Source organism: Actinosynnema sp. CS-041913 (assembly GCF_050942485.1).
Taxonomy (GTDB): Bacteria; Actinomycetota; Actinomycetes; order Mycobacteriales; family Pseudonocardiaceae; genus Actinosynnema.
The window spans coordinates 6,249,677-6,276,320 of record NZ_CP192037.1 but is presented as its reverse complement, the minus strand read 5'-3'; the positions used below and the strand labels follow the sequence as shown (position 1 = coordinate 6,276,320).

The 26,644-nt window shown below is 72.9% G+C and carries 20 protein-coding genes; 11 read left to right on the top strand and 9 right to left on the bottom strand.

What is annotated here, in order from left to right:
• The 7 genes from ACQPZF_RS27940 to ACQPZF_RS27910 all read right to left on the bottom strand — a co-directional run bounded on the left by ACQPZF_RS27940 (position 1) and on the right by ACQPZF_RS27910 (position 12,699).
• On the bottom strand, positions 1 to 1,746 hold the full coding sequence (locus tag ACQPZF_RS27940) for a hypothetical protein (protein ID WP_433261852.1): 1,746 nt from the start codon (positions 1,744 to 1,746) through the stop codon (positions 1 to 3).
• Positions 1,730 to 2,818, bottom strand: coding sequence for a hypothetical protein (locus tag ACQPZF_RS27935; RefSeq protein ID WP_433261850.1), 1,089 nt, complete (start codon positions 2,816 to 2,818; stop codon positions 1,730 to 1,732). Before ACQPZF_RS27935 ends, ACQPZF_RS27940 begins: the two co-directional genes overlap by 17 nt.
• On the bottom strand, positions 2,815 to 3,819 hold the full coding sequence (locus tag ACQPZF_RS27930) for a hypothetical protein (RefSeq protein WP_433261848.1): 1,005 nt from the start codon (positions 3,817 to 3,819) through the stop codon (positions 2,815 to 2,817). Before ACQPZF_RS27930 ends, ACQPZF_RS27935 begins: the two co-directional genes overlap by 4 nt.
• Positions 3,816 to 5,990, bottom strand: coding sequence for a hypothetical protein (locus ACQPZF_RS27925; protein ID WP_433261846.1), 2,175 nt, complete (start codon positions 5,988 to 5,990; stop codon positions 3,816 to 3,818). Before ACQPZF_RS27925 ends, ACQPZF_RS27930 begins: the two co-directional genes overlap by 4 nt.
• Positions 5,987 to 9,106 carry a tubulin-like doman-containing protein gene (locus tag ACQPZF_RS27920; protein ID WP_433261844.1) on the bottom strand — a complete coding sequence of 1,040 codons (3,120 nt, stop codon included), beginning with the start codon at positions 9,104 to 9,106 and terminating at the stop codon, positions 5,987 to 5,989. The genes ACQPZF_RS27925 and ACQPZF_RS27920 overlap by 4 nt, the downstream gene beginning before the upstream one ends.
• 25 nt (positions 9,107 to 9,131) lie before the next feature.
• A complete protein-coding gene (locus tag ACQPZF_RS27915) occupies positions 9,132 to 11,417 on the bottom strand; it encodes a VWA domain-containing protein (protein WP_433261842.1) in 2,286 nt (761 codons plus the stop codon).
• A 589-nt stretch (positions 11,418 to 12,006) separates the two neighbouring features.
• Positions 12,007 to 12,699 (bottom strand): TetR/AcrR family transcriptional regulator, encoded by a 693-nt coding sequence (locus ACQPZF_RS27910; RefSeq protein ID WP_433261840.1) that lies wholly within the window; start codon positions 12,697 to 12,699, stop codon positions 12,007 to 12,009.
• 131 nt (positions 12,700 to 12,830) lie between these two features.
• Here ACQPZF_RS27910 and ACQPZF_RS27905 point away from each other — a divergent pair, with 131 nt between their 5' ends.
• The gene (locus ACQPZF_RS27905; protein WP_433261838.1) at positions 12,831 to 13,232 is read left to right on the top strand and encodes a VOC family protein; all 402 of its coding nucleotides are present in this window, start codon (positions 12,831 to 12,833) and stop codon (positions 13,230 to 13,232) included.
• A gap of 224 nt (positions 13,233 to 13,456) precedes the next feature.
• Here ACQPZF_RS27905 and ACQPZF_RS27900 read toward each other — a convergent pair whose 3' ends face one another.
• The gene (locus ACQPZF_RS27900; protein WP_433261836.1) at positions 13,457 to 14,362 is read right to left on the bottom strand and encodes a TauD/TfdA dioxygenase family protein; all 906 of its coding nucleotides are present in this window, start codon (positions 14,360 to 14,362) and stop codon (positions 13,457 to 13,459) included.
• Between the two features lie 326 nt (positions 14,363 to 14,688).
• On the opposite strand from ACQPZF_RS27900, the gene ACQPZF_RS27895 reads away from it, so the two are divergent.
• The 10 genes from ACQPZF_RS27895 to ligD all read left to right on the top strand — a co-directional run bounded on the left by ACQPZF_RS27895 (position 14,689) and on the right by ligD (position 26,130).
• Positions 14,689 to 15,879, top strand: coding sequence for an ROK family transcriptional regulator (locus tag ACQPZF_RS27895; RefSeq protein WP_433261834.1), 1,191 nt, complete (start codon positions 14,689 to 14,691; stop codon positions 15,877 to 15,879).
• Entirely contained in the window at positions 15,876 to 17,435 is a 1,560-nt protein-coding gene (locus ACQPZF_RS27890) for an ABC transporter substrate-binding protein (protein ID WP_433261832.1), read from the top strand. The genes ACQPZF_RS27895 and ACQPZF_RS27890 overlap by 4 nt, the downstream gene beginning before the upstream one ends.
• On the top strand, positions 17,432 to 18,391 hold the full coding sequence (locus tag ACQPZF_RS27885; RefSeq protein ID WP_433261830.1) for an ABC transporter permease: 960 nt from the start codon (positions 17,432 to 17,434) through the stop codon (positions 18,389 to 18,391). Before ACQPZF_RS27890 ends, ACQPZF_RS27885 begins: the two co-directional genes overlap by 4 nt.
• A complete protein-coding gene (locus ACQPZF_RS27880) occupies positions 18,388 to 19,185 on the top strand; it encodes an ABC transporter permease (RefSeq protein ID WP_433261828.1) in 798 nt (265 codons plus the stop codon). The genes ACQPZF_RS27885 and ACQPZF_RS27880 overlap by 4 nt, the downstream gene beginning before the upstream one ends.
• Before the next feature lie 16 nt (positions 19,186 to 19,201).
• Positions 19,202 to 21,484, top strand: a complete 2,283-nt coding sequence (locus ACQPZF_RS27875; protein WP_433261826.1) for an arylsulfatase — start codon at positions 19,202 to 19,204, stop codon at positions 21,482 to 21,484.
• Positions 21,471 to 23,054 (top strand): dipeptide ABC transporter ATP-binding protein, encoded by a 1,584-nt coding sequence (locus ACQPZF_RS27870; RefSeq protein ID WP_433261824.1) that lies wholly within the window; start codon positions 21,471 to 21,473, stop codon positions 23,052 to 23,054. Before ACQPZF_RS27875 ends, ACQPZF_RS27870 begins: the two co-directional genes overlap by 14 nt.
• Positions 23,055 to 23,354: 300 nt before the next feature.
• Positions 23,355 to 24,464: a helix-turn-helix transcriptional regulator gene (locus ACQPZF_RS27865; protein ID WP_433261822.1), complete on the top strand. Its 1,110-nt coding sequence runs from the start codon at positions 23,355 to 23,357 to the stop codon at positions 24,462 to 24,464.
• A 96-nt stretch (positions 24,465 to 24,560) separates the two neighbouring features.
• Positions 24,561 to 24,914 carry a hypothetical protein gene (locus ACQPZF_RS27860; RefSeq protein WP_433261820.1) on the top strand — a complete coding sequence of 118 codons (354 nt, stop codon included), beginning with the start codon at positions 24,561 to 24,563 and terminating at the stop codon, positions 24,912 to 24,914.
• A gap of 53 nt (positions 24,915 to 24,967) precedes the next feature.
• Positions 24,968 to 25,108, top strand: a complete 141-nt coding sequence (locus tag ACQPZF_RS27855; protein WP_433261818.1) for a hypothetical protein — start codon at positions 24,968 to 24,970, stop codon at positions 25,106 to 25,108.
• 65 nt (positions 25,109 to 25,173) lie between these two features.
• Entirely contained in the window at positions 25,174 to 26,130 is a 957-nt protein-coding gene (gene ligD, locus ACQPZF_RS27850; RefSeq protein ID WP_433261816.1) for a non-homologous end-joining DNA ligase, read from the top strand.
• Here the strand turns inward: ligD and ACQPZF_RS27845 are convergent.
• Positions 26,127 to 26,582, bottom strand: coding sequence for a DUF4383 domain-containing protein (locus ACQPZF_RS27845; protein ID WP_433261814.1), 456 nt, complete (start codon positions 26,580 to 26,582; stop codon positions 26,127 to 26,129). The two genes, ligD and ACQPZF_RS27845, sit on opposite strands and share 4 nt — an antisense overlap.
• Between the last annotated feature and the right edge of the window lie 62 nt (positions 26,583 to 26,644).

Sequence of the window (26,644 nt, the reverse complement as noted above, 5' to 3'; positions counted from 1 at the left end):
TCAGGCACCCTGCGTCACCCCCAGGAGCAGTCCGACGACGAACAGCAGCGCGCCCATGAGCACCATCACCGGGAAGCTGCGCAGGGCGTCCGGCCACGTCACGACGGTCGGCAGCACCGCGGTGGCGGGAGTGGCGGTGGTGGGCGGCGGCTCGGGCGGCGGCCGGTGCGCGTCCGGGTCGGCGCACCACATCACCGACCAGTCCGGCGTGGCCACCGGCAGGCCCTGGTGCCGCAGCTCCCGCACGCCGAACGCGGGCACCAACAGGTCGGCCTTGCCCGCCGCGACCGACCGCTCCACCATGGCCCGCACCAGGAACGAGGACGTCCGGTTGTCCACCACCAGATCGCCCACCTCGGCCAGCGTGGTGCGGTCGTCGAGCCGGAGGTCCTCCATCCGGTCGCCGAAGCACAGCCGGGTCACCACCGGGTAGACGCCCGCCGCCCGGTACCCGATGGCGTCCAGCCTGCCGCCGGTGAACCTCGGGTTGAGCAGCTCGCCGCGGATCGCGTACCGCTGGCCTTGCGACTCCTCCGGCCCCGCCTCGTCCAACGCCGCGACCAGCCGTGCCGCCTGGTCGGGATTTTCGGCCGCCCTCAGCTCCCGCACCAACTCCAGCCTGCTGGGGCCGGGATTCGGTGTCACGCCGCCGGTTTCCGGCCCGCCGAGGCCGGCAGGGCGGTGCGTTGCGCCGACGCCCGAGAAGTCGTGTGTCGTGCCGGGTCCGGCGTGGTAATCCCGGGTCGCGTTGACACTCGGAGCGTCCTGCGTCGTGCCGACGCCGGCGGCGTCCCCCCGCTGTGCGTCATCGAGCCTGAGTTCCTGCGTGGCGTCGGCCGAGCGGTCCGGTCCGCGAGCCGTCAGTGCGACCTCCCGACCCGACCGCCGCTCCGCCAGGTGCCGCAGCGCGGCCAGCCGCCCCGCCACGTCCGTGCTCTCCGGCACCCGGGCCCGCGCCAGCCCCTCGAACAGCGCCGCCGGGTCGCTCCGCAGGTACTCGCCGACCAGCGTGGCGGCCGCGTCCGCCTCCCAGCCGTCCGCCGGAGCCGAGTCCAGCCGCACCAGCGTGCCCGCGAACTTGGTGGCCCCCGGTTCGTACCCCGGCAGGAAGATCACCTCGGCCGCGTTCTTCAGCTTGTGGTCCACGCTCTGCTCGTGGGTCGAGAACGTCCACCGCCGGGTCAGGTCCGAGCCCGCCCACACCGCGGCCAGCACGTCCACCAGCCCGCGCAGCAACGGGATCCGGTCCGCGTCGCCCGCGCCCACCACGGTCAGGTTCCCGCGCGGCTCGCGCAGGTGGGCCGCGACCAGCGCGGTCAGCCAGCCCGACGGCGGCCGGTCCGCGTCGGTCGCGCCGTCCGGCAGGTCGGAGCCGGCCAGCCGCTCCATCGGCCGCGCCGGGTCGGCGTCGCTCAGCCAGCCGTCCCAGGACGCCATGGACAGCGCGCGCCGCGGCGTCAGCACCGCCGCCGGGCCGACCACCGCGTGCGCCGAGTTGCGCCCGTTGCTCCACCCGTCGTTGCTGCGCCGCACCACCGCCACGCCGAACCGGTCGAACGCGAAGTACGACAGGCTGGTGTCCGGCATGTCGCCGGTGTTGTACGACTGGATGCGGGACAGCGGCAGCAGCAGGTTCTCCCACCCCCGGCTCGGGCCGGGCGGCAGCGAGGTGCCGCGGCACCCGACCCCGTGCTCGCCGGGCGCGAACACGAGCTGGTCGACCTCGGACTCATCGGGTCGGGACATGCCAGTGACCCACCTTCCGCGCTTCCGAGCCGGCGAGCACACCGGTCATGGCCAGCAGGGCGATCAGCGGGCGCAGCACCCGCATCGGCCGCACGCCGCGCACGAACTTGCGGTCGACGGGCTCCGCGCCGGTCGCCGAGGCGAAGTGCAGGGTGCAGCGGGGGAACTCGTGGAACGGCGACAGCGACGAGTGCGCGCCGTGCTGGTGCAGGAAGCCGTACACGTCCCGGCTCTCCTCCAGCATCACGTCGGCGTCCAGCGTCCCGTCGTCCTCCCGCCGGATCCACCGGTCGACCGGTGGCAGGTAGCGCAGCCGGTCGGACTTGTTGAGCACCAAGGCCGCCGGGGTGGACGCGAGCATCCCCAGGTCGCGGAGCCGGCCGATGACGTTGAGGAACGCCTTGTTGACGCCCATGGTGCTCTCCGGCTCGTGGTTGCGGATGCCCAGCGCGTGCTCCGGCGTCTCCACGAACAGCAGCGCGTCCACGCCGATGACGAACCGCGCGGTCTTGCCCAGGTCCTCGCCGTCCTTGAGGAAGTCCTCGCCGGAGATGTCGAAGAACGTGACCGGGCGGGTGCCGGCGGACGAGGTGAGCGTCATGACGTTGGTGAAGCCGCTCAGCCCGTGTGGGGTGCCGAGCAGCTCCTCGGAGCGCTCCAGCTTCTGCAGGTGCTCGGCCTCGAACCGCTGGTGTAGCTGGAGGTCCATGGCTCGGGCGGACACGTCGCACCCCTGCAGACCGCCCCGTTCCAGTTCGGCGATCAGCGAGGTGAGCAGGTGCGTCTTGCCGCTGCCCGACCGGCCCACCAGCCCGACCACCAGCGGCGGGCCGTAGTCCAGGTAGGACGCGGGCAGGTGGTGCGACTCGGTGTCGCCGGACGGGTTGGGGCAGCGCTGGTAGCAGCTCCGGCGCATGTCCAGGCGCTTCACCGGGTCGTTCACCGAACTCAGGTCGATCAGCTCGTAGCGGCCCACCTCGTCGGTGGTCATCCACAGCTCGTCCTCGCGCCACTCGAACCGGTCCAGGCACACCGGGCAGCGGACCTCCGGCCCGGTCGTCGGCGCGGTCACCCGGTCACCATCCACGCCACGCCCGCGACCAGCGCCACCAGCACGACCGCCGCCGCGACCGTGAGCTGCCACAGCGGCAGCCTGCGGCGCGGCAACGGCGGCGGCTCCTCCGCGACCGCCCGGGGCGCCAGCTTGTCCGCCAGCACCTCGTCGAACCGGGCCCGCGACCGCGCGAAGTCCCGCACCGCGCTGTCCGCCCGCGCCGGCACGCCGTCCGCCGCCTGCAACCGGGTCAGCAGGTCCTCGGCCCGCGGCCGGTCGGCGGACCGGGCGGTGAACACCCCGGCCAGCAGCTCGCCCATGGCCACGCCGAACCGCTCGGGCGCCGGGTGCGACCCCGGCGGCTCGCCGGTCACCGCCTCCAGCACCACCGCGCCCGCCGACCACACGTCGTCCGGCGTCGCCGCCGCGCCGTCCCCCGCCTGCTGCGCGGGGGAGCACCACCGGCTCTTGCCGTTGCGCACCCTCGGCTCGCCGGTCAGCACGGCGTGCTCGAACCCGACGACCTGGACCCGCCCGTCGCCCCACCACACGGTGTCCGGGCTCAGCCCGCCGTGCACCAGCTTCGCGGCCTCCAGCAGCCGCAGCGCCCGGAACAGGCCGACCGCGAACTGGTGCTGCTGCTCGGTGAGTAGCTGCCCGGCCCGGTCCGCCACCGGCCCGCCGTGGTACCGCTCCAGCAGCACGAACGGCTCCTCGCCGTCGATGTCGTAGCCGACCATCCGGGACAGCTCCGCCGGGTAGCCGTCGGCCGGGAACCGCCGCAGCAGCCGCGCGCCCGCCCGGATCTCCCGGTCCAGCAACAGGTACAGGCCGGGATTCACCAGCCCCGCCTCCCTCGGCACGCTCTTGCGCACCAGCGGCGAGCCCTCGGACGTGACCAGCGAGCGCACGGCCAACTCGCTGCGCACCGCCGGGCCGTCGTCCTGCTCGCGCACCTCGATCCGCCGCGACTGGTACCGGTAGTCCCGGTAGTCGACGAACTGCCACGCGCCGGTCATCGCCCACTCTCCGGGGTGTGCGGCCAGTAGGTGCGAACGACCTCGCCCCGCAGCGGCACGAGCCGCACGACGCCGGCCGCGAGGGTGCTGGTCGTCCAGCACGTCTCCAGCAGGGTGTCCACCGCGGCCTCGGCCAGGTGCGGCTGCGCGAGCAGGGGTGCGAAGCGCACGATCTGGATGTCCTTCGCCTCGTGCTTGAGTTCCGCGAGGTCGCGCGGCGCGCAGAGCTGGCGCATCTCCTCGCGGCCGGTGCGCTGCGTGACCGCCTCGATCTCCGGCACGCGGCGCAGCGTCTCGGTGATCAGCAGCTCCCGGTTGCCGTCGGTCCGGCCGAACGGCGGCGCGGCCTGGACTCCCTTGTCCGCCAAGTGCATCCGGTACTCGCCGAACAGGTGCTGCACGCGGTCGCCGACGCCGAGCCCGACGCCCTCCAGGCCGCGCCGGGACGCCAGACCGGCCCAGCACGGCGCCAGCACCTCCAGCGTCAGGTCCGCCAGGTCGTCCGCGACCACCGGCGACACCAGCGGGTTGTCCACGACGACGTGCGCCGGCTCGCCCTCGGCGGCGATCCCGCGCAGCACGGTCGCCGCGTCGTCCAGCGCGCCCGCGACCGTCCGCATGGCGTCCGACCAGAACCGCAGCCGGTCGGCCTGCCGCCAGCCCCGGTCCACCAGGTCCTCCAGCACCACCCGGATCCGCGCGACGGCCGCCACCGCCTCCCCGGTGGCCACGGCCGCGTGCCACTCCCGGACCGCCCGCCGCCAGGACAGCCCCAGCAGCACGACCAGCCCCACCACGGCGGCCACCGTGACCGGCGCGGTCAGCTCCACCGGCACGGGCCACGGCAACGCCCGCGCCACCACCACCCCGACCGCGGCCACCGCCGCGTGCGTCAGGGCGGGCAGCAGCCGGACAGCTTGCGACTCGCCCACCCTCGGCCGGGACAGTGACGTCCGCAGCACCGCGCACACCCACGCCAGCCCGAGCACCGGGCCCAGCAGCCAGAACGCGCCCGGCAGCAGCGCCGCCACCCCGATGCCCACCGCCGCCAGCGGCAGCGTGACCACCGGCAGCACCCAGCGCCGGAACACCGCCGGCTCCTTGAGCCGCGCGCCCAGCTCGGCCGGGTAGGCCTCGTCGAGCTGCCGGCCCACCTGCCGCGACCCGCCCGGCGCGAGCCACGTCGCCCCGCCGCGCAGGCCGGCCGCCAGCTCGGTCAGCGACCGCCCGCCGCGCAGCTCGTCGGTCACCCGGGTGCGCAGCCGGTTCGCCACCTCGTCCGGCTCCACCGGCAGCCGGGGCGGCAGGCCCAGGTCGGACAGGGCCACCGACGAGCCCGACATGGACCGCGCCGAGACCTCGTCCGCCGTGGCCCGCACGACGTCGGCGAACGCGTCCAGCTCGTCCCCGGTCGCGACCACGGCGTCCCGCGCGGCGGTCGCGTCCTCCAGGCCCAGCAGCCCGGCCCAGCCCGACAGCCGCTGCACCGAGGTGTCGGCGTAGTGCGCCTGTCGGGCCGCGCGCTGCCACGCCTGGTCCAGCTCCGACCCCTCGATCACGAAGCCGGTGTCCTCGGTGCGGCCGTCGGGCTCGGGCGGGGTGACGAGGTCGACCGCGCCGCCGCCCTGGGCGGTCAGCCGCGGCACCGCCTGCCACACCGCCGCCGTGACCTGGCCCGGCTCGATGTACCCGGACACCGTGTGCAGGCCGGGGCTCGCGGTCGCGTGCGGTATCTTCCGCGCCCGCTCCACGACCTCGTCGAACACGTCTCCGATGGCCAGCGCCTCCACCAGCTCGTCCAGCCCGGCCCGGGTGTCGGCGGACGACGGCAGGCCGCGCACGCTGTCCGGGCTCCACCACACGCCGCGCGGGTCGCCGACCCACAGCACCGCCGAGCCGTCCTGCGACAGCACGGCGGGCAGCCGCAGCTCCGCGCCCGAGTCGGTCTTCGCGGTGGAGCCGACCACGACGCAGATCACGTTCAGCCGGTCCACGTACAGGTGCTGGAACTCGGCGAAGTCCTCCGCCAGGTCCCCGGTGTCGGCGACCACCAGGACCCGCTGCGGTAAGCGGCGCTCGCCGGACCGGCTCATCCGCAGCCACGACAGGGCGAGTGCCCGGTCTCGGATCAGGTTCAGGTAGTGCACGGGCTCCGTGCCGGGGGCCGTCACTGGTCGACCCACTTCTCAAGCTCGCGCAGCGACACCTGGACCGGCGCGGTGTGGCGGAACGGGAAGTCGAGCGCGGCGGGGAACGTGCCGGTCCAGAACGAGCGGAGCTGCGCCACCCGGCTCGCGCTGGCCTTGCCGAGGCCGCCCAGCGCCGAGTTGATCGACGCGGCCTGGTCGTGGGCCAGCTTCACCACCGTCCGGTAGAGGTCGGACGGCGGGTTCGGCGTCTCGTCCACGCGGTGCGGCAGCACGCCCATCAGCCGGGCCCCGAAGTCGCGGCGGATGCCCTCGTCGTCGGTGAGCGTCCACTCCTCGTACGCGGACAGCACGCTGGCCCACGACGACATCCGGAAGTAGTCGGTCAGGCCCAGCCGCATGGACACCTCGTCGTGCCCGCCCAGCCGCACCGCGATCGCCGTCGGCGACTCCGGGTCGCCCTCGACCTGCACCTGCCCGTTCCACAGCGCGCACAGCAGCCGGTGCAGGATGAGCACCCGGTGCTCCTCGGCGGTGGCCAGGTAGCTGTAGTCGTACCCGGTGCGCTGGCGCCACTTCAGGAAGTCGTGGTCCATCGGCCGCCGCTGCGCGTCCGCCCACGTGCGCAGCACCTCGCGCAGCTCCGGCACCTCCGTGACGCTCATCGACGTGCGGAACAGCACCACCGCCATGGACTCCGCGCTGGTGGGCCGGAAGTCGACCACGGTCTCCGCGTCCCGGTGGAAGTTCACCTCCTGCTGGAGGTACCGCTGGAGGTCGGGGTTCGCGCTGTCGGACGGGTAGCTGAACAGCACCTTCAGCGGACCGGCCCCCGGCGGCGAGAACCCGCCCGGCACCAGGCCCGCGAGCTTCTGCCGGAACTGCGCCAGGTCCTCCTCGTCGACCGTCGCCACGTCCGACCCGGCCGCCGCCGCCAGCAGGTCCTGCAACGGCGGCAGCAGCGGCTTGGTCTCGGCGTCCTTGTGCCGGAACAGGAGCTGCACCTCGCGCTTGAGCCGGTCGCGCACCGCGCCCACGGCCTGGCGCGCGTCGCCCTGCACGGCCGTCTGGTACGCCGCCCGCCACGCCTCCGCGCCGAGGATCTCGTTGACCAGGTCGCCGGTCGTCGCGGTGGGCCGCAGCCGGCCCAGGCGCGCGTAGACGTCGATGAACCGCCGCCGCACCGCCTGGTAGAACGGCTCCAGGTCGCCGCCCTGCGGCGGCAGCAGGTAGGACACGCCGACCCGCGGCCGGTACAGCTCCCGCGCCCGCCGCCGGAACCGCGGCGCGTCCGACCGGGCGTGCTCGACGAACGCGTCCACGACGGCCCGCAGGTCCAGCTCGGCACGGCGCAGCGTGCGCTCCCAGCGCAGCGACTGCTCGTTCCACGCCGCGTGCCACAACCGCCGCGCCCGCCACTTGTACCAGCGGTTCTGGTCCTCGATCGCGTCCCGCACCACCGGGTCCGCCCACTTCACGCGGCTGAACAGCTTGTTGCGGATCTCCTGCGCCTGCGGCGGCGCGAGGGTCAGCCCGGCGGGCGCCTCCGGCTCGCCGCGCCTGCTCTCCAGGATGCGGGCGAACCCGCGCTGGTCGGCCGCGTCGGCGAGGGACGGGTGCCCGGCGAACACCCGGTGCAGCCGGAACAGGTCGATCTCGCCGAGCATCAGGTCCGCCGCGCGGTGCGGGTCGAAGTCCTGCGCCAGCTTCGGCACCCGCTGCACGAGCTGCTGCTCCAGCGTGTTGAGCGCGGCCTCCAGCGTCTGGACGCGGGTGCTCAGCGCACGCAGGATCGCCTCCGCGCCGGTCGCGATCGGCGGCTCGGCGAACTCGATCGGCGCGCGCTGCCGCAACGCGTCCAGGTTGGACCCGGTGAAGAACTGCTCGATGGCGTCCCGGTTGTTCTCCGCCCGGCCCGGCGGCGGCTCCACCAGCTCGGTCACCGCCTCGGCCAGCAGCCGCGAGCTGACCAGCTCGGCCAGCTCGTCCACCGGCACGGTCAGCGACGCCACCAGGCTGGTGGACACGCCCCGGTTGCCGATGCCGCTGGGCGAGGGCAGCTCGCGCTCGGCGGCCCGGTTCACGAAGTCGTCGGCGAACGACTGGTAGATCCGGTCGGTGCCCTGCGCCAGCGCGCTGCCCTCGGTCGGCCCGGTGCCGATCAGCGACAGCATCAGCGACACCACCGACCGGTGCAGGTCCTCCCGCTCCACGCCCGCGCTGCGGCTGAACAGGAACGCGGTCTGCGCCGTGCCCGCGCGCAGCCGCAGCTCCTCGCCGCTGGGGTAGCGCACGGACAGCGCGCCGCTGATGCCGGTGTCGTTCAGCTCGGTGCCCGCCGACTGCGAGTTCTGGTCGTCCACCAGCCGGAACAGGTCCAGCAGCGCGCGGCCCGCGTTCAGCCGCGCCGGCCGGCCGCCGCCCAGGCCCTCGTCGAACGCCGACGGCATCAGCACCAGCGGGTAGATCCGGGCGCGGTACTCGTTGCGCGCCAACGCGTCCCCGACCAGGTGCAGGTAGTCGTAGAAGATCCCGCTGCCGGTGCCGCCGGCCACCGAGAAGGCCACGAACACGTCGCACGAGCCGGTCAGCTTGCCGCCCAGCCGCGCCAGCTCGCCCGCCGACTTGTTGATCGCGCCGATCGCCCGGCTGATCGGGTTCTGCACCGGGCCGAGGCCGGTGCGCAGGGTCTCGAACAGCGCGGCCCGGCCGACCGTCGGGAACTGCCCCGCGCCCTTGGCCAGCGGCCCGATCCGGGGCTCGCCGTCGACCGGCGGCAGCCAGTCCACCGCGCCGCCCGCGTTGAGCCGCAGGCTGCGCGCCACCTCCGGGTAGGTGTCCTGGCGCGGCACCAGGTCCTTGACCAGGTGCATGGTCCGCTCGGCGGCGGGCAGGTGCTCCTCGCCGGGCACGACCCGGCGCTGGAGGCGGGTGAACTCGTCCTCGCTGAGGTCCGCGTAGACGAACTGCAGGCACGAGGGAAGCTGGTACGGCAGGGTGTTCTCGCCGCTGAGCAGCTCCTGGAGGTTCGTGCCGTCGGGGCCGCACAGCTCGCTGCGCAGCCGGCGCTCCAGCTCCGCGCCGATCAGGCACCCGGTGCCGCCCAGTCCCACGAACAGGACCGGCTGGTAGATCTTCATGTGGCGCTCCTCGTCCGGTCCTCGGTCACAGCAGGTCGTCGTCGGCCGGTGGGCCGGCGCTGGGGCCGGAGGTCTGTCTGACCGCGGGCCGCGCCGTCGCGGGCGGTGCGGTGGCGGACCTGGACCGGGTCTGCGGCGGGCGGCGGGACGGCCGGCGCTCGTCGTGGTAGGTCAGCTCCACGTCCGCGGCGATGCTCTCCGGCTGACCGGGACGCAGGTCGAACGTCCGGCCGTCGACGTGCCGCAGCACCACCCGGCCGTCGTCGGTGCGGCGCAGCTCGTAGGCGGTCTCGACGTCGGTGGCGTGGTTGACGGTCATCGCGCCGCCGGCTTCCTTGGCGGTGAACCGGAAGACCTGCGACGGCTTGTTCGGCGCGTGCAGGTAGCTCGGGCGGCCCGCCTTGGTCAACTGCACCCGCAGCCCGCGCACGTCCCGGTCCCGCTTGCGCTTGGCGAACCGCACCAGCAGGTAGCCCAGCGCCGCCGCGATCAGCACGGCCAGCACGATCCACAGCCACAGGAGCTGTTCCACGAGCGTCGGCGGGTAGGACACCGCGGCGGTGAACGGCATCGAGTGCCAGACGACGGCCGGGTTGGCGTCGTCCACCACGTCGATCGTGCCCGAGTTGGCGCCGATCACGGTGTTCTCGGCGAACGCGAGGGCGAAGTCGAACTTGTTCGCCCCGGTCTTCAGGTCGAACACGGCCGGCTCGGCCGACACGACCGTGCCCGGACCGGGGTTGCGCACCACCAGCCGGACCTTCTGCGGCTTGCCGGTGTCGTTGGTGACCGTCAGCTCGCCGGGCCGGGAACTGCCGGGCGGCACGAACGGCTCGTTGTCGGTCAGCCGGACCTGGGCGCGGACCTGGGCCAGGACCGCCGCGACCCGCGTGTCGAGCGTCCGCTCGTCGCTCTGCACGCCGACACCGGACACGGCGCCGGTGAAGCGGAGCGCGCCGGTGGCGCTCTGCGGCACCGTGCCGGCTCCGGTGAACACGCCGTCGCCCGCCTTGGTGTCCGGGGTGTTCCCGTCGTCGGCCAGCACGACCGGGAACTCGGTGAACCCTTCGCCGCCGACCTTGGCGGAGAACGCCAGCCCGGTCAGCGAGGCCGCGTCGGTGATGGCGTTCTTCCGGGTCTGCAACCGGACCCCGAGGGTCACCTGCTGGCCGGCGGTCGGCGCGGGCGGGTCGACCGACAGCACGGCCCGTGCCGCGCCCTGCCAGAGCACGGTGGAGACGACGCTCTGCCGGGGGCCGTCCGCCGGCGTGGTGAGTTTGATCTTCCAGGTGCCCGGCACGGGGTTGACCACCCGCAGCGCCTCGACCGGGCCGGACTCGCCGCTGACCTGGAACGAGGAGTCGTCCAAGCTCGCCGACTTCGGCACCGCCCGCCCGCGCGGGTCCTCGTAGCTGACCGCGATCCGCGGGTCGCGCCGGAACACCACGATGGAGCCGTCGGTGGCGATGGCCGGGATCTCGACGTTCGCCACGACCGTGCCGCCGGGCTCGGAGGTCGTCGTGACCAGCGCGCCCGAGCCCGCGCAGCGGCCCGAGCTGAAGGCGTCCTTCATCGAGCCGATCACGTCGTCGGCGCTGGTGACGACCTTGGCCTGGGGTTTGGGCGACTTCTCGCCGCAGGTCTGCTGCGACCCGCCGGCGGCGAACGCGTCGAGCTGCGCGTGGTCCAGGTTGCTGCCGAAGGCCAGCGGCCAGACCTGCACGCCCCGCTCGCTCGCCCGGTCGAGTTGGCCGCGCAGCGCCTGCCGCGCGGCCTCGTTGCGCAGGTCGCCGTTGTTGTCCTTGCCGTACACCTCGCTGTTGCTCACGTCGAGCCGGCCGTCGGTGAGCAGGAAGACGATCTTGGCCTGGTCGGCGGGCGCGGCGTTCAGGTTGCTCAGCGCCTGCTGCAACGCGAGGACGTGATCGGTGCTGTCGCCCTCGTTCGGCGCGCGCTTGCGCAGTTTCTGCACGCACGCGGCAAGCGCTTCCCGGTCCGGGGCGGATTCGACCACGGTCGGCGGGCACACCGGGTCCACCGCGACCTGGGGGCCGGGCCCGTCGTTGTCGCTGGCGAATCCCACCACACTGATCGTCGAACCGGGTGAGAATTCACCGAGCGCGATCAGCAGGGCCGCATCCTTCTCCCGGTCCATCGACTCCTGATCGATGCTCCCGGATTCGTCGACCAGCACCACCATGTGCAGCGGCCGGATCTGGGGATCATCCTGGGCGGCGCCGGCGGCCGTTCTGGCGGCGGAAATCGGCGCGGCCGGGCCGGCCACCGCGCCGAGCGCGAAGATGACCGCCATGGACGTGCGGAAAAAGCGTGCCGCACGCCTGGTGCGAACGGTTCCCGTTGAGGTCAACTCTCTGCCCTCGCTTGCCCTTCGATGGTGTTCCGGCTTCTGCGCGCCGGGCCGACCAGCTTGACTACACGTGTTGACCTGCGGTTTCCGACTGCCGTGACGCCGCGTGAAGGCATGCCCGGAAATTCCTCCAGCGAGCGGCAGGGGCAGGGAAAAGGGCGCACGAGGAAGTCATCCGCACTATTGCGGACGGCTGGTTCGTCCCGGTGGACAGCTCTCCGTCACTCCGTGGTGGTTCGAATTATGACTATCCGAGATATACACCAATCCTGGGGGCCTGTTACTGCGTGCAACGGTGATCACCCGTCTGGCCTAAGTTCCGGTCGGTTCGGCCTGGAATTGGCGGACACCGTTCGGTAACGACCCGGTCAACCGGCCGACACGATCCACCGCGCGACGACACGGACGGCCCAATAAGCGCAGAATTACGGACTTCTCCGGCAACGGCTGCGGTAACTTCCCGCGCCCGTCGTAAACCGAGGGGAAATCGCATTCGATTCCCGCCCGGCGTCGGGTGGGCCTGAATCGCAGTTCAGCGGCGGGAGTCGATGAGCACCGCGAGACCGTCCAGGATGCGCTCCAGGCCGAAGCTCCACCCGTTGTCGCGGACCGCGCCGTCGGTCGAGTCGGCCGCCGCCACCAGCGCGGGGAACCGGTCGCTGTGCCGGCGCAGGATGTCGCGCAGGTGCTTCTCCGCCGTCCACGGCTGGGTGCCCGCGGTCGCCGCCGAGCGGGTGTTCCGGATGTGGCCGCTGAGCAGGAACACCGCGTCCATCCGCTCGCCGCCGTCCAGCCCGGTGCCGGCCAGCGCCGCGACCGCCGACTCCGTCCACCCCACCTCGCGCGGCCCGGTCAGGCGCTCGCCGGTCGTCGCGGCGGGCAGCCACGGGTGGTGCTCCCACGTCTCGCGCATCAGGTCCGCCCACCGCACCAGCCTCGGCCGCCAGCCGCCCGGCACGGTCAGCAGGTCCGGCGGCTCGCCGACGGCCGACTCGATCATCACCGCGACCAGCTCGGCCTTGCTCGCCACGTGCCGGTAGAGCGCCATCTTCGTGACGTCCAGCTTGGCCGCGACGTGCTGCATCGACACGGCCGCCATGCCCTCGGCGTCGGCCACCCCGATCGCGGCGTCGGCGATGCGGTCGACGGTGAGCGCGAGCCTCGGCGGTCGCGCGGCCTTCTGCCGCGAGCCCCACAACAGCTCCGCGCCCTGGCTCTCGCCCATCCGCACACCGCTTCCGCACAGGGGCTTGCACCCGTTGTCGATCTGTGTCTAGGGTACACCGTGTGTCCGCCGGACACACAAGTTACCTGCGGATACCCGAGTGTCCGCAGCACCCGGAGTGGGGGCCCCTCATGTCTGTCAAGATCTTCGTCAACCTGCCGGTGACCGACCTCGCCAAGTCCATCGAGTTCTTCGCCGCGCTGGGCTTCCGGCACAACCCGCAGTTCACCGACGAGAACGCCACCTGCATCGTGTTCGGCGACGCCGTCTACGCGATGCTGCTCACCGAGCCGTACTTCAAGACGTTCACCCAGAAGGAGATCGCCGACACCGGCAAGACCGTGGAGGCGATCCTGGCACTCGGCGTCGACAGCCGCGCGCAGGTGGACGAGATCGCGGACAAGGCGCTCGCCGCGGGCGGGCAGCCGAGCAAGGAGCCGCAGGACCACGGCTTCATGTACTCGCGCGGCTTCACCGACCTGGACGGCCACGTGTGGGAGCTGTTCTGGATGGACGAGTCCGCCGAGGGGTGATTCGGGGAGCACGGCGGCGGGCGGCTCGGTGAGCCGCCCGCCGCCGTTGACGTGGTCGTTGACGTGGCCGCCGGCGTGGTCGACCGCGGGCGTCGGTGGAGGGCTCACGCGTCTTCCCTTCAGGGGAGGCAACGTGAACGTGAGACCGGCCGCGCGGCCCGTGATACACCGGTTCGGAACCGAACCGACTTCCAGGGGCGGCCTTGCGAACTACAAAGGGCGGCCTACAAAGCGGAGTAGTGCGCGGCGTCGCCCTTGCGGATCACGCTCCGGGTGCCGTCGATGCCCACCGGCACGTCGCCGGCCAGCGTGATCCGGTGCAGGCGGCGGGCCTGGTCGTCGTAGTCCGCGACCGCGTAGTGCTGTGTGGCCCGGTTGTCCCAGATCGCCACGTCGCCCTCCTGCCAGTGCCAGCGCACGGTGTGCTCCAGGTGCGTGACCCGCTGCTGGAGCAACTGGAACAGCGCCTGCGACTCGCTGGACGTCAAGCCCACCAGGCGCTTGACGAAGTGGCCGAGCAGCAGCGCGCGTTCGCCGGTCTCCGGGTGCACGCGGACCACCGGGTGCTCCGTCTCGTAGACGTCGGACACGAACTCCTTGCGGTATTCCTCGGTTTTCACGTCGACACCGCCGATGCGCAGCTCGTCGATGTTGGCCGCGTAGTCGTAGGCGTTGGTGTGCACCGCCCACAGGTTGTCCACCAACGCCTTCAGCGACGGCGGCAGCGACTCGTACGCGGCCACGGTGTTGGCCCACGTCGTGTCGCCGCCGTACGGGGGCAGGTGGACGGCCCGCAGGATGCTGACCGCCGGGACGCGGTCCACGAACGTCACGTCGGTGTGCCAGCTATTGGCCTTGCCGTAGTCGGAGTCGATCGGCAGCACGTTGGCGTTGTCCCGGCCGCGCACGGTCGGGTGCGCCAGCGTCGGCGTGCCCAGCAGGGCCGCGAACGCGAGCTGGCCCGCGTCGTCCAGGTGCTGCTGGCCCCGGAAGAAGACGACCTTGTGCGCGAGCAGGGCCGCCCGGATCCCGGCGACGGCCCCGGCGTCGAGGTCGCCGCCGAGGCGCACGCCGTCGATCCGGGCGCCGATGACCGAGCCGAGCCGCACCACCGACACGTCGGTCCTCACGCTTTCCACAGTCAGGCTCACGGTGTTCCCTTCGGCTGGATGGCTTCGCGCCGCGGACCCGCGGCCGGAGAGCGGGCCTCACCCGCGCCTCGACGGTACGAATGGCCCTGCCGCCCAACGAGGTTCCGTGCGGCACTGAAAATAAGTAGTGGTCGGCATTCCATATCCCGGACGTCGTTGACTTCCGAAGTGGACACACGGAGTCTTCGGGCTGTGCACCGCTGCTGTTGACCTCCACCGCCGGCCCGCCGGCCGCCCCCGTGACTTCCTTGCCCACCCGCACAAAAGCGGGCGCCCCGCCGTGCCCGCACCCCGAGAGGTTCGCCGTGACCGAGAGCCCACGCGCCGCCCGCCCGGGCGTCCGCGCCGTCAACGCCGCCGCGGTGCTGGCGGTGATCCGGCGTGAGGGCCCGCTGTCGCGGGCCGCGATCGGCGAGCACACCGGGCTGAGCCTGCCGACGGTGAGCAGGCAGGTGGGCGCGCTGATGGAGCTGGGCCTGCTGCGCGAGGACCCGGACCTGGCGCCGGCCGGCGCGATCGGCCGCCCGCGGGTGCCGATCGCCTTGGACGGCACGGTGTTCGCCGCGTGCGGCGTGCACATCGGGGTGAGCACGACCACGTACGGCCTCGCCGACCTGCGCGGCACGCTGCTCGACTCGGACGAGATCCCGACGCCCGGCGGCAGCGCCGAGGACGCCCTGGCGCACATCGCGGGCAAGGTGCGCGCGTTCCTGCGCCGGTGGCCGCGCCGCACGGTGCTCGGCATCGGCCTGGCCAGCGGCGGCCTGGTGGACCCGGTCCGCGGCCTGCTCGACCACGACCGGCTGGGCTGGCACCGGGTGCCGGCCGCCGACCTGCTGCACCGCGCGACCGGCCTGCCGGTGCGGCTGGACGGCCACGTCGCCGCGATGGCCAACGCCGAGCTGCTGTTCGGCTGGGGGCCGCGGGCGTCCAGCCTGCTCTACTTCTACGCCCGCGAGGTGGTCGGCATCGCGCTGGCCGTCGACGGCGCGCCGCACCGGGGACCGGGCGGCGGTGGCAGCATCGCGCACCTGCCGATCGGCGGCGACACGCGATGTCCCTGCGGCGCCACGGGGTGCCTGGAGGCCACGGTCGCCGACCGCACCGTGGCCGAGGCCGCCGTGCGCGCGGGCGCGGTCGCCGAGCCGGACATCCGGCTGGTCCGGTCCGCCGCGCGGGCGGGTGAGCCGACCGCCGCCCGGCTGCTCGCCGACCGGGCGACCGCGCTGGGCCGGGCCGTCGGGCTGCTGCGCGACGCGCTCAACCCGGACCGCGTGGTGCTCGGCGGCCAGGCGATCACCGACCCCGCCGAACGGCTGCCCGACCTGCTGCGGTCGTACGCCGACACCACGAACCTGCCCGGCGCGGACATCGTCTCGGTGACCCGCCTCGGCCCGGCGCTCCAGGCCACCGCCGCGTGCACCGGCCTGCTCAACCGCCTCTTCGACCACCCGCTCGACCTGCTCGACGACGCCAGAAAGGCACCCGTCCGATGAACCTGACCAGACCGCTCAAGGCCCTCGCCGCGGTGGCGCTGCTGCTCGCCGGCACGGCCTGCCAGTCGGCGGTGGACGCCCGGACCGCGGCGGGCGACGCGTCCGCCGCGCCGAAGCCGGGCGGGGTCGCCGAGGTCGGCGTCACCCTGGACCTGGTGCCCGCCAACGTGTTCACCAACAGCAACGCGGCCATCACCACCCTGGTCGGCCTCGTCTACGACACGCTGGTGCGCTACGACCGGGAGAGCCTGGACCCCAGGCCCGCGCTGGCCACCGGGTGGCAGGCCGCCGACGGTGGCCGCACGCTGACCCTCAAGCTGCGCGAGGACGTCAAGTTCCACTCCGGGCGGGCGTTCACCTCCGCCGACGTCAAGTTCTCGCTCCAGTCCTACACCGACCCCAAGTGGAACGGCCAGCTACTGAGCACCGCCAAGATCGTCACCGCGATCGAGACACCCGCGCCGGACGAGGTCACGCTCCGCCTGGAGCACCCGGTCAGCAACCTGTTCGACCTGCTGGAGACGGTGCCCATCATCGACTCCGAGAGCGCGGCCGACATCGCCACCGGCAAGAGGTTCGTCGGCACCGGCGCGTTCGCGTTCGAGTCGTGGCGGCCGAACACCGACCTGAGGTTCACCCGCAACACCGGGTACTGGGACGGCCCGCCCTACCTGGAAGGCGTGCACGTGCGGGTCGTCCCGGACAGCCAGTCGCTGCTGGCGGCGGTCAAGTCCGGTCAGGTGCACCTGGCCCGCGGCATCGGCTACCGCGACGCCGAGGCGGCCTCCTCCTCACCCGGTCTGCGCACCATCCCGTTGGACGGCGCGGAACTCCAGGCCTACGTGGGCCTCAACGTGACCGCACCCGGCCTGGACGACCCCAAGGTGCGCCAGGCCGTCGCCTACGCGCTGGACCGCGAGCGGATCATCAAGGAGGTGTTCCGCGACCGCGGCTACCCGACCTCGCTGCCGTGGCCGCGCACCAGCCCCGCGTTCGACCGGGACCTCGACGGCCGCTACCGGCGGGACGTGGGCAAGGCCAGGTCGCTGCTCGCCGAGCACGGCAAGCCGGTGCCGGAGATCCCGCTCGCCTACGTCGGCAACGACCAGGTGTTCACCGCCATCGCCCAGATCGTGCAGAACAACCTGGCCGAGGCGGGCCTCGCGGTGAAGCTGGAGCCGATCGACTCGACCCAGTTCGTCAAGCAGCTCATCGGCGCGCAGTTCAGCGGCCTGTGGACGACCAACCACTCGTGGGCGCAGCTCTCGCCCGCCACGCTGACCGTCAGCGCCTACCCGTTCAACGCCCGCCGCAACGCCTCGCGGTTCTCGTCGCCGGACTACACGGCCGCCGCCGAGGCCGCGTGGCGGCTGCCTACCGCGACCGGCCCCGAGGCCACTGCCGCCTACCGCGCGGTGTCGGAGCAGTTGTTGGCAGGCGGGTTCCTGGCCGAGATCGGCGTGGTGCTGGAACAGGTCGTGGTCCGCGACGCGCTCCAGGGCGTGGACTGGACGAAGCGGCGTGAGCTGGACCTCGGCAAGGCGCACCTGAGGTGACCCGCTACCTGCTGCGGAGGGCGCCGTCGGCGCTGGTCGTGCTGTGGCTCGCCTCGGTGCTGGTGTTCCTGCTGATCCGGGCCATCCCCGGCGACGCGGCGGCCGTGCTCGCGGGGGCCGACGCCGCGCCCGGGGCAGTGGCCGCGATCCGCGCCGAACTGGGGTTGGACCGGTCGGTGGTCGAGCAGTACCTGAACTGGGTCGGCGGCCTGCTGGCGGGCGACCTCGGCCGGTCCTACCTGATCGGCGGCGACATCGCCGCGCTGGTGGCCGAGGGGCTGGGCAACACCCTCGCGCTGACGGCGGCGGCGTTGCTGCCGGCGGTGCTGACGGCGCTGGTGCTGGGTCCGGTGTGGGCGTCGACCCGCAACCCGTGGGTCGACCGGCTGCTGACCGGGTTCCACACCGCGTCCGTGGCGTTGCCGACGTTCGTCACGGGCGTGCTGCTGATCCTGGTGTTCGGGGTGTTCTTCCGGCTGCTGCCGACCGGAGGGGTGCCGCCGGACGGGCTGCTGGACCGGGTCGACATCACCGCGCAGTACCTCGTGCTGCCCGCCGTGTGCCTGGCGCTGCCGGTGGCGGGCGTGCTGACCGGGTTCCTCGCCGAGACGCTGCGGGGCGAGCTGCGCCAGGACTACGTGACGACGGTCCGGGCCGCCGGGGTGCGCGAGCGGGAGGTGGTCGTGCGGCACGCCCTGCGCGGCGCGCTGCCGGTGGCCGTGACGACGCTGGGGCTCCAGACGGGCGCGTTGCTGGGCGGCGCGGTGCTGGTGGAGTCGATCTTCGCGTGGCCCGGTCTCGGCCTGCTGGTGGAGCAGGGCATCACGCGGCGCGACTACCCGGTGGTGCAGGTGCTGCTGATGCTGTCGGTGACGGTGTTCGTGCTGGTCCAGTTGCTGACCGACGTGGCGCACGCCTACCTGGACCCGCGGGTCAGGCTGGGCGGGCGGCGGTGAGCGCGTTCCGCCGGGGGCGGGGGCTGGTCGGGCTGGTGCTGGTGGGCCTGGTCGTGGCGGCCGGGCTGCTGGGTCCGCTGCTGGCGCCCTGGGATCCGTACCAGCAGATCGAGGGCGCGAACCTGCTCGGGCCGTCCGCCGCGCACCCGCTCGGCACCGACGACCTCAACCGCGACGTCCTCAGCCGGCTGCTCAGCGGCATCCGGGTGGACCTGCTGATCAGTTTCACGGCGGTGCCCGCCGGCGCGCTCGTCGGGTGCGCGATCGGGGCGCTGGCGACCGTCAACAGCTTCCTGGACGTGGCCGTGCAGCGGCTGTTCGACGTGCTGCTGGCGTTCCCGCAGCTCATCCTGGCGGTCGGCCTGGCGGCCGTGCTCGGTCCGGGCACGTCGTCCGTGGTGATCGTGGTGGTCGCCGTGGAGATCCCGGTCTTCGGGCGGCTGCTGCGGGCCGCGGTGCTGCGGGTGCGCGAGGCGCAGTTCGTCACCGCCGCCGAGGTGGTGGGCGCCGGGCGCGGGCACGTGCTGCGGACCCACGTGCTGCCCAACTCGCTGGAGCCGGTCGTGGTGCAGCTCGCCCTGTCCATGTCGGTCGCGGTGTTCATCGAGGGCGCGATGAGCGTGCTCGGCATCGGCGTCAGCCCGCCGCACCCGTCGCTGGGCGTGGTGCTCACCACGTCGCTGCGCTACCTGGACCTCAACCCGCTGTTCGCCCTCGGGCCGCTGGCGGTGACCGCCGTGCTGGTGCTGGGCTTCCAGCTCGTCGCGCAAGCCGCGAACGCCGCCCGAGGCTGAGAAAGGACCGCTTCCGATGACCCTTCCCCCGAGCTACCGCGGCTTCGCGGGCACGGTGGGCCGCACGTTCGGCTCCTCTCGCCCGGCGTGGCCCGCCGAACGCCGGTCGCGCGGACCGAACATCGTCGTGATCCTGGTCGACGACCTCGGGTACGCCGACATCGGCCCGTACGGCGGCGAGGTCGAGACGCCGCACCTGGACGCGCTGGCGGCCGGCGGCCTGCGGCTGACCGACTACCACACCACGCCGCTGTGCTCGCCGTCCCGCGCGGCGCTGCTCACCGGGCTCAACCCGCACCGCGCGGGCTTCGCGTTCCCCGCCAACGCCGACCCGGGCTACCCGGCGTACTCGTTCCAGCTCCCCGACGACGCCCCGTCGCTCGCCGAGTCGCTGCGGGACAACGGCTATGCCACGTTCGCGGTGGGGAAGTGGCACCTGACCCGGGACGCGGCGAGCCACGACGCGGCCGACCGGTCGTCGTGGCCGCTGCAACGCGGGTTCGACCGCTACTTCGGGAGCCTGGAAGGCCTGACCAACCTGCACCACCCGCACCGGCTGGTGTGGGACAACAGCCCGTACGACGTGGGCGACCACCCGGACGGCTACTTCCTCACCGACGACCTCACCGACCGGGCCGTGCGGATGATCGACACGTTGCGCGCCAACGACCCGGACAAGCCGTTCTTCCTGTACTTCGCCCACCACGCCATGCACGGGCCGCTCGGGGCCAAGGAGGAGGACCTCGCCCGGTACCGGGGGCGCTACGACGAGGGCTGGGACGTGATCCGGGAACGCCGGTTCGCCAAGCAGCTCGCCGAAGGCCTGTTCCCGCCGGGCACCGTCCTGCCGCCGCGCAACGGCGAACCCGGCCGGGATGTGCCGCCGTGGTCCGACGTCCCGGACTCGCAGCGTGCGCTTTTCGCCCGGTACATGGAGGTCTACGCCGCTTCGCTGTCCAATGTGGACCAGAGTGTCGGACGGGTCGTGGCGGCGCTGCGGCGGCACGGCGAGCTGGACGGCACCGTCATCGTGTTCACCTCCGACAACGGCGCGACGGCCGAGGGCGGCGCGGACGGCACCCGCAGCTACTTCAGCCAGTTCATGCACGTGCCCGGTGTGCCCGACTCGTGGGAACGGGACGTGGCACGGGAGCTGGACCTGGTGGGCGGGCCGCAAGCCACCGTCCACTACCCGCGCGGCTGGGCGCAGGCGTCCAACACCCCGTTCCGGCTCTACAAGTCCGACACCTACGCGGGCGGGGTGCGCACACCGTTCATTCTGCACTGGCCCGCCGGGCTCGAAGCCGGGCTGCGGCACCAGTACGTGTACGTCACGGACGTCGCGCCGACCCTGCTCGACCTCGCGGGCGTGCCCCGGTCGACCCATCGGCACGGCGTGCCCGCGGTGGCGTTGGACGGCGTCAGCGCGGTTCCCCTGCTGCGCGACGCCGCCGAGCCGAGCAGGCACACCACCCAGTACACCGAGACCGGGGGCAACCGCGGTTACTACGCGGACGGCTGGAAGATCGTCACCCGGCACCGTCCCGGAACTCCCTACGACGACGGCGAATGGGAGCTCTACCACGTCGCGGTCGACCCGACCGAGGCGGCGAACGTGGCCGCGGCGCACCCGGAGAAGCTCGCGGAGCTGGCCGCCGCGTGGGAGGAGGCCGCCTGGCGGAACGCGGTGTTCCCGCTCGACGACCACGGCCCGGCGGCGGCGCTGCGCAGGCCCGCCGACGAGCGGCTGGAACGCCCCGTCGACCTCTACCCCGGCACGCCGCTGCTGGAGCGCTACCGGTCGGCGCAACTCGTGCAGTTCCGGTCGTTCTCGGCGTCCGCGTCGGTCGAGCACCGGCCCGGCGACCGCGGCGTGCTGTTCGCCCACGGCGACCAGGGCGGCGGGTACGTGGTGTACGTGGCGGACGGCGCGGCGCACCTGACGTACAACGCGTACGGCGACGTCCACCGCACCGGCCCGGTGCCGCTGGGCGCCGGGGAGGTGCGCCTGCGCGTCGAAGCGCTGCCGGAGTTCCACTGGGAACTGGTGCTGGACACCGGCGCCGGCACGGCGGCGCTCGGTCCCGTGCCGCAGCTCATCGGTCTGGCGCCGTTCACCGGCATCAGCGTCGGCGCGGACCTGGGCGGCCCCGTGGACTGGGAGCTGCACGTCCGGGAGAGGACGTTCCCGTTCACCGGGATACTGCGGCGCGTGCGCTACGAGCCGGGCGAGCAGGCCGACTACGACCCCAAGCTGGTGGCGCGACTGTGGGCGGAGGCCGAACGTGTCTACGACTGACCTGCTCAGGATCTCCGGCCTGGCGGTCGCGTTCGGCGCGACCGAGGCGGTGCGGGGCGTCGACCTGGCCGTCGCGCCCGGCGAGATCGTCGCCCTGGTCGGCGAGTCGGGCTCGGGCAAGTCCGTGACGGCACGGGCGGTGCTGGGCCTGCTGCCACCGACGGCGCGGGTGCGGGGGAGCGTCCGGCTGGGCGCGGTGGAACTCGTCGGCGCCGACGAGAAGGTGATGCGCGGCGTCCGCGGCAGCAGGATCGCCATGGTGTTCCAGGAACCCGCGACCGCCCTCAACCCCGTGCACACGGTCGGGTGGCAGCTCGCGGCCGTGCTGCGGGCACACCGCGCGCTGTCCAGGGCGTCCGCCCGCCGGGAAGCCGTGCGACTGCTCGACCTGGTCGGCATCCCGGAGCCGGCCACGAAGGTGCGCCACTACCCGCACCAGCTCTCCGGGGGCCAGAAACAACGCGTGGTGATCGCGCTGGCGCTGGCGAACGACCCGAGCCTGATCATCGCCGACGAGCCGACCACCGCCCTGGACGTCACCGTGCAGGCGGAAATCCTGGACTTGCTGCGCGACCTCCGCGACCGCCTGGGCACGGCGATCCTGCTCATCACGCACAACATGGGCGTGGTCGCGGACCTGGCCGACCGGGTGGCCGTCATGCGCCGCGGCGAGATCGTCGAGCAGGCGGCGGTGGACGACCTGTTCACCCGCCCGTCCCGGGCTTACACGAGAGAGCTGCTGGCCGCCGTCCCGAGGCTCGGCCACCGCGACCCCGCGCCGCCTCTCGCGTCGACCGACGCGTTGCGCTTCACCGGCGTCACCGTCCACTACGGCGACTTCACCGCAGCCTCGGACGTCTCACTGCACGTGTCGCGGGGCGAGGTCGTCGGCCTGGTGGGCGAGTCCGGCTCGGGCAAGTCGACGCTGGGCCGGGTGGCGGCGGGCCTGCTGCGCCCGACGACCGGCGCGGTCACCGTGCTCGGCGACGACCCCCGGCTGCGTGCCGTCCGGCGACGCGTGGGCTTCGTGTTCCAGGACCCGGGAAGCTCGCTCGACCCGCGGCTGTCCATCGAGGACTGCATCGGCGAACCCCTGCGCGTGCACAAGGAAACCACGCGCTACACCGACCGCGTCGCCGAACTGCTCGACGCGGTCCGCCTCCCGTCCTCCCACGCGCGCCGACGCCCTCGCGAACTGTCCGGCGGCCAGCGCCAGCGCGTGGGCATCGCGCGGGCACTGGCGCTGAACCCGGACCTGCTCATCGCCGACGAGCCGACCAGCGCGCTGGACGTCTCCGTGCAGGCGGCGATCCTGGACCTGCTCACCGACCTGCAACGGGACCACGGCTTCGCCTGCCTGTTCATCAGCCACGACCTGGCCGTGGTCGATTCGCTGGCCCACCGGGTGGCGGTGCTCCACCGAGGCCGAGTGGTGGAACAGGGCCCGCACCACGAAGTCCTCCGCACCCCCACCGCCGACTACACCAGGAAACTGGTCGCCGCCGTCCCGATCCCGGACCCGGCGGCGCAACGAGCCCGCCGCGCGGGTCTGGCCGACGTCCGGGCGTGAGCGGTGATCTCACCTGCGGTAATCCGATCGGGTCGCCCGCCGGCGGAGCCGAACTGCCGGCCGGCGGGCCCGCTATCGTGGTCACGGAGTCCGGTGGGTGATCTTCACGAGCACGATGGAGGCGCGCGAGTGGACGCCGCCCCGGAAGCCCAGGGTGAACTCGTCGCCTTGCGTGAAACGGCGAGGGTCGAACAGGATGCCCGCCGGAGGTCGGAAGTCGGCCGGGACGGGCCTTCGCCGCAAGTCCCGGAGAACTCACCGGGCGCCGCCGACCCCGCGGCCGGTCAGCGTGCCTGGCTGATGGTTCGGGCAGCGCCCGGAGTGCGTGGCCGGGAATTGACGGAACTCGCCGCCTGGCTCTACCCCGAGTCGAGCCGTGCCCCCGGGGGGCACGTGCTGACCGGGCCGGGGTGGCTGCTGGACGAACCGATCGACCTCGACTCCGTCACGCTGGAGTGGTTCGCAGAGTGGCCTGCCTACGCCATGCCGGATAACACCGCCGGCGCTCTGGACGATCTGCTGCCCCTGCGCGACGACGGCACCCGCTATGCCGACTACGCCCGCGCCGTGCGGGATCTGGTCCGGCCGCGGTTGCTTGAGAACAGGTTCAGCTACCGCCTGGTCTCCGTGCACAATGATGGCCGATACCGGCTCGGGTTCAGTCGGACCACCTTCTTCGAGGTGTTCAACCTCAAGCAGTTGCTGGCTCACGAGTTCAAGTCGGCCTGGCTCCGATCCGGCCGGCAGTTGCCGCAGCCGCATGATCTGCCGCTGCGGTCCGCGATCGGCGATCCGTTCGACCCCGAGCGCCTCCTGATGTCTCCGGGAATCAGCACGCTGACCATCCGGCGGGATGGTCACGGCAGGGACCACCGATTCGTGCTGCACGAGCGGGACGGTGGCAAGGTGGCGGATGGCGGAGGGCTGTGCCACGTGATGCCCGCCGGGGAGTTCCAGCCCTCCTCGGCGGAGCCGGACAGTGTGCGGCATGACTTCTCACTGTGGCGGAACATCATGCGCGAGTTCTCGGAGGAATTCCTGGGGAACCCGGAGCACGATGGGTTCGGTGGCGGCCTGATCGACTATTCGGGCGCCGAGCCGTTCAAGTCCTTCGAGCACGCGCGGGCGCGGGGCGGGTTCCGGCTGTGGTACTACGGCCTGGTCGTCGAACCGCTCGAACTGGGTGCGCAACAACTGACGGTCGCCGTCATCGACGGCGAACACTTCGATGCCTTGTTCTCCCGGCTGGTCGCCGTGAACGACGAGGGAACACTGATCGGCAAGGACGGCAGAATGGACCTGCCCTTCACCGAGGACGCCATCTGTCGGCTCGATCCCCGGCTGTCCGCCGGGGCGTCGACCCTCCTGCGGCTGGCCTGGCGTGATCGACGGCTGCTCCTCGCACCCTGAGACCGCGGTGGACCGGACAGGAACCGGAAGTTTCCTCACCACAACGGCGCTGCCACAGGCCAGACTGGAGCCATGACAGGACGCGAAGGACGCCGCATGAGCCCCGTCCTGCACACCGCGCTCGCCGAGCTGTTCGGGCTGATGGTCCTGATCGGCACGTGCGCGCTCCTGCTGACCGTAGGCGTCGACGTCGGCGACAGGAAACTGGACTGCGGCAGCGCGGTCACCGGACTTCGCGGAGCCATCACCTACGACCCGCACGACAAGCGGACCGAGGAGGTGGCGGTCCACCGCGCGGCCTGTGAGGACGCCATCGGCACCCGGCGCGGCTGGGCGTGGCCGGTGGGGCTGGTGGGTCTGGCGGGGATGGCGGTGCTGATCTACCTGGTGCCGCTCGTGAACCCCACGCCGCAGTGGTGGCGGCACATCCCGCGCAACTTGCACCGTTGACCGGCGGTTTGTCCCGGCGGTCGGCGGCAATACCTCCACCGAGGAGGTGCCGTATGACCACGTCGGAGCCGGACGAGCCGGACCTGGAGCGGACGCAGCAGCTCATCGACGAAGCCGACGCCATCGCGCGGGACCTGCGGGAGACCACGCCGGACCCGTTCCCGGAGTCGGAGGAGGCCACGGAGGGGCCTTGAGCTGCGGTGCTGGGCCGTCCGGGTGACACTGTGCGCGAGGGGGCCGTCTACAGAGGACGGTCGCGATGGAGCGGCGCACGGGGTTCCCGGACCTGGTCCGGCCGATGCTGGCCACGGCGGGCGAGTTGCCGGACGGGCCGGGGTGGGCGTTCGAGTTCAAGTGGGACGGGGTGCGGGCGGTCGCGTACGTGCTCGACCGGAAGTTGCGGTTGATGACCCGCAACGACCTCGAAGTGTCCCGTTCGTACCCTGAGCTGCGGGCGCTCGGCGGGCTGGTCGACGGCGTCGTGCTGGACGGCGAGGTCGTCGCGCTGGACCGCGGGCGGCCGAGTTTCGGCAGGTTGCAGTCCCGGATGCACGTCGGGCGGCCGACCGACGACCTGCTCGCCCGCGTCCCGGTCGTCTACTACGTCTTCGACCTGCTCTTCGCGGACGGCGAACGGCTGGTCGACCAGCCCTACACCCGGCGTCGCGAGCTGCTGGAAGGCCTCGGCCTGGCCGCCGCGCAGGTGCAGGTGCCGCCGCGCTTCACCGGCGTGCACGGTGAGGACGTCCTCACCGCCGCCCGCGACCACTGCCTGGAGGGCGTGGTGGCCAAGCGCGTCACATCCCGCTACGAGCCGGGCAGGCGCTCCCGCTCCTGGATCAAGGTGCCACTGCTGCACACCCAGGAGGTCGTCATCGGCGGCTGGAAACCCGGCGACGGCCGCCGCCGCGGCACGGTGGGCTCACTGCTGCTGGGCATCCCGACCCCGGACGGCCTGCACTACATCGGCAAGGTGGGCACCGGCTTCACCCAGGCCATCCTGGACGACCTGCACGACCGCCTGCGCCCGCTCGAACAGCCCCGCCCGCCGTTCACCGACGCGGTGCCCCCGGAGCACGCCCGCGCGGCCCACTGGACCCGGCCGGACCTGGTCGGCGAGGTCGAGTACCGGACGTTCACCGAAGACGGCCGCCTGCGCCACGCCTCCTGGCGCGGCCTGCGACCGGACAAGACCCCCGACGACCTGCGCCGCTAACCCCGCTGCTCGCGCCCCGGGTACTGCCCACGTGACCGCTCCACCGCCGTGGTGGCCACCCCCAGCAGGATCATGGTCGCGCCCAGCCCCAGGTGCAGCCAGTTGTCCGCCACGTTCACCGGCAGCGGGCCGCCCTCGCGGATGTACGAGCCGTACACCCACAGCAGCAGGTAGATGCCGCCCCCGACCACCAGGAAGAACCGCGACGCGCCCCGCCACGCCGACGCGACCACACCCAGCACCCCGAACAGCAGGTGGACGAGGTTGTGCAGCACCGACACCGCGAACAACCCGAACAGCAGGGCGTGCGTGTGCGGCCCGGCGAACGACAGGTCGCCGGTGGTCGCTCCGGGGATGAAGCCCAGCACGCCTGCCAACAGGAACACCACGCCGACCAGCAGCGCGGCAGCCTGGACGGGGCGTCGGGTGGTTCGGGTGGGTGTCGTCGCCATCGGCCGTCCTTCCGTTGCCCTGATCATCGGGTACCCCTAGGCGTGCCCGGAAACCACCGCGT

Coding starts and splice junctions, on each gene's coding strand:
- ACQPZF_RS27845 (WP_433261814.1), bottom strand. CDS start 26,582: ATGGCGACGACACCCACCCGAACCACCCGACGCCCCGTCCAGGCTGCC.
- ACQPZF_RS27940 (WP_433261852.1), bottom strand. CDS start 1,746: ATGTCCCGACCCGATGAGTCCGAGGTCGACCAGCTCGTGTTCGCGCCC.
- ACQPZF_RS27920 (WP_433261844.1), bottom strand. CDS start 9,106: ATGAAGATCTACCAGCCGGTCCTGTTCGTGGGACTGGGCGGCACCGGG.
- ACQPZF_RS27855 (WP_433261818.1), top strand. CDS start 24,968: ATGACCACGTCGGAGCCGGACGAGCCGGACCTGGAGCGGACGCAGCAG.
- ACQPZF_RS27890 (WP_433261832.1), top strand. CDS start 15,876: ATGAACCTGACCAGACCGCTCAAGGCCCTCGCCGCGGTGGCGCTGCTG.
- ACQPZF_RS27865 (WP_433261822.1), top strand. CDS start 23,355: ATGGTTCGGGCAGCGCCCGGAGTGCGTGGCCGGGAATTGACGGAACTC.
- ACQPZF_RS27875 (WP_433261826.1), top strand. CDS start 19,202: ATGACCCTTCCCCCGAGCTACCGCGGCTTCGCGGGCACGGTGGGCCGC.
- ACQPZF_RS27905 (WP_433261838.1), top strand. CDS start 12,831: ATGTCTGTCAAGATCTTCGTCAACCTGCCGGTGACCGACCTCGCCAAG.
- ACQPZF_RS27930 (WP_433261848.1), bottom strand. CDS start 3,819: ATGACCGGCGCGTGGCAGTTCGTCGACTACCGGGACTACCGGTACCAG.
- ACQPZF_RS27910 (WP_433261840.1), bottom strand. CDS start 12,699: ATGGGCGAGAGCCAGGGCGCGGAGCTGTTGTGGGGCTCGCGGCAGAAG.
- ligD (WP_433261816.1), top strand. CDS start 25,174: ATGGAGCGGCGCACGGGGTTCCCGGACCTGGTCCGGCCGATGCTGGCC.
- ACQPZF_RS27915 (WP_433261842.1), bottom strand. CDS start 11,417: ATGGCGGTCATCTTCGCGCTCGGCGCGGTGGCCGGCCCGGCCGCGCCG.
- ACQPZF_RS27860 (WP_433261820.1), top strand. CDS start 24,561: ATGAGCCCCGTCCTGCACACCGCGCTCGCCGAGCTGTTCGGGCTGATG.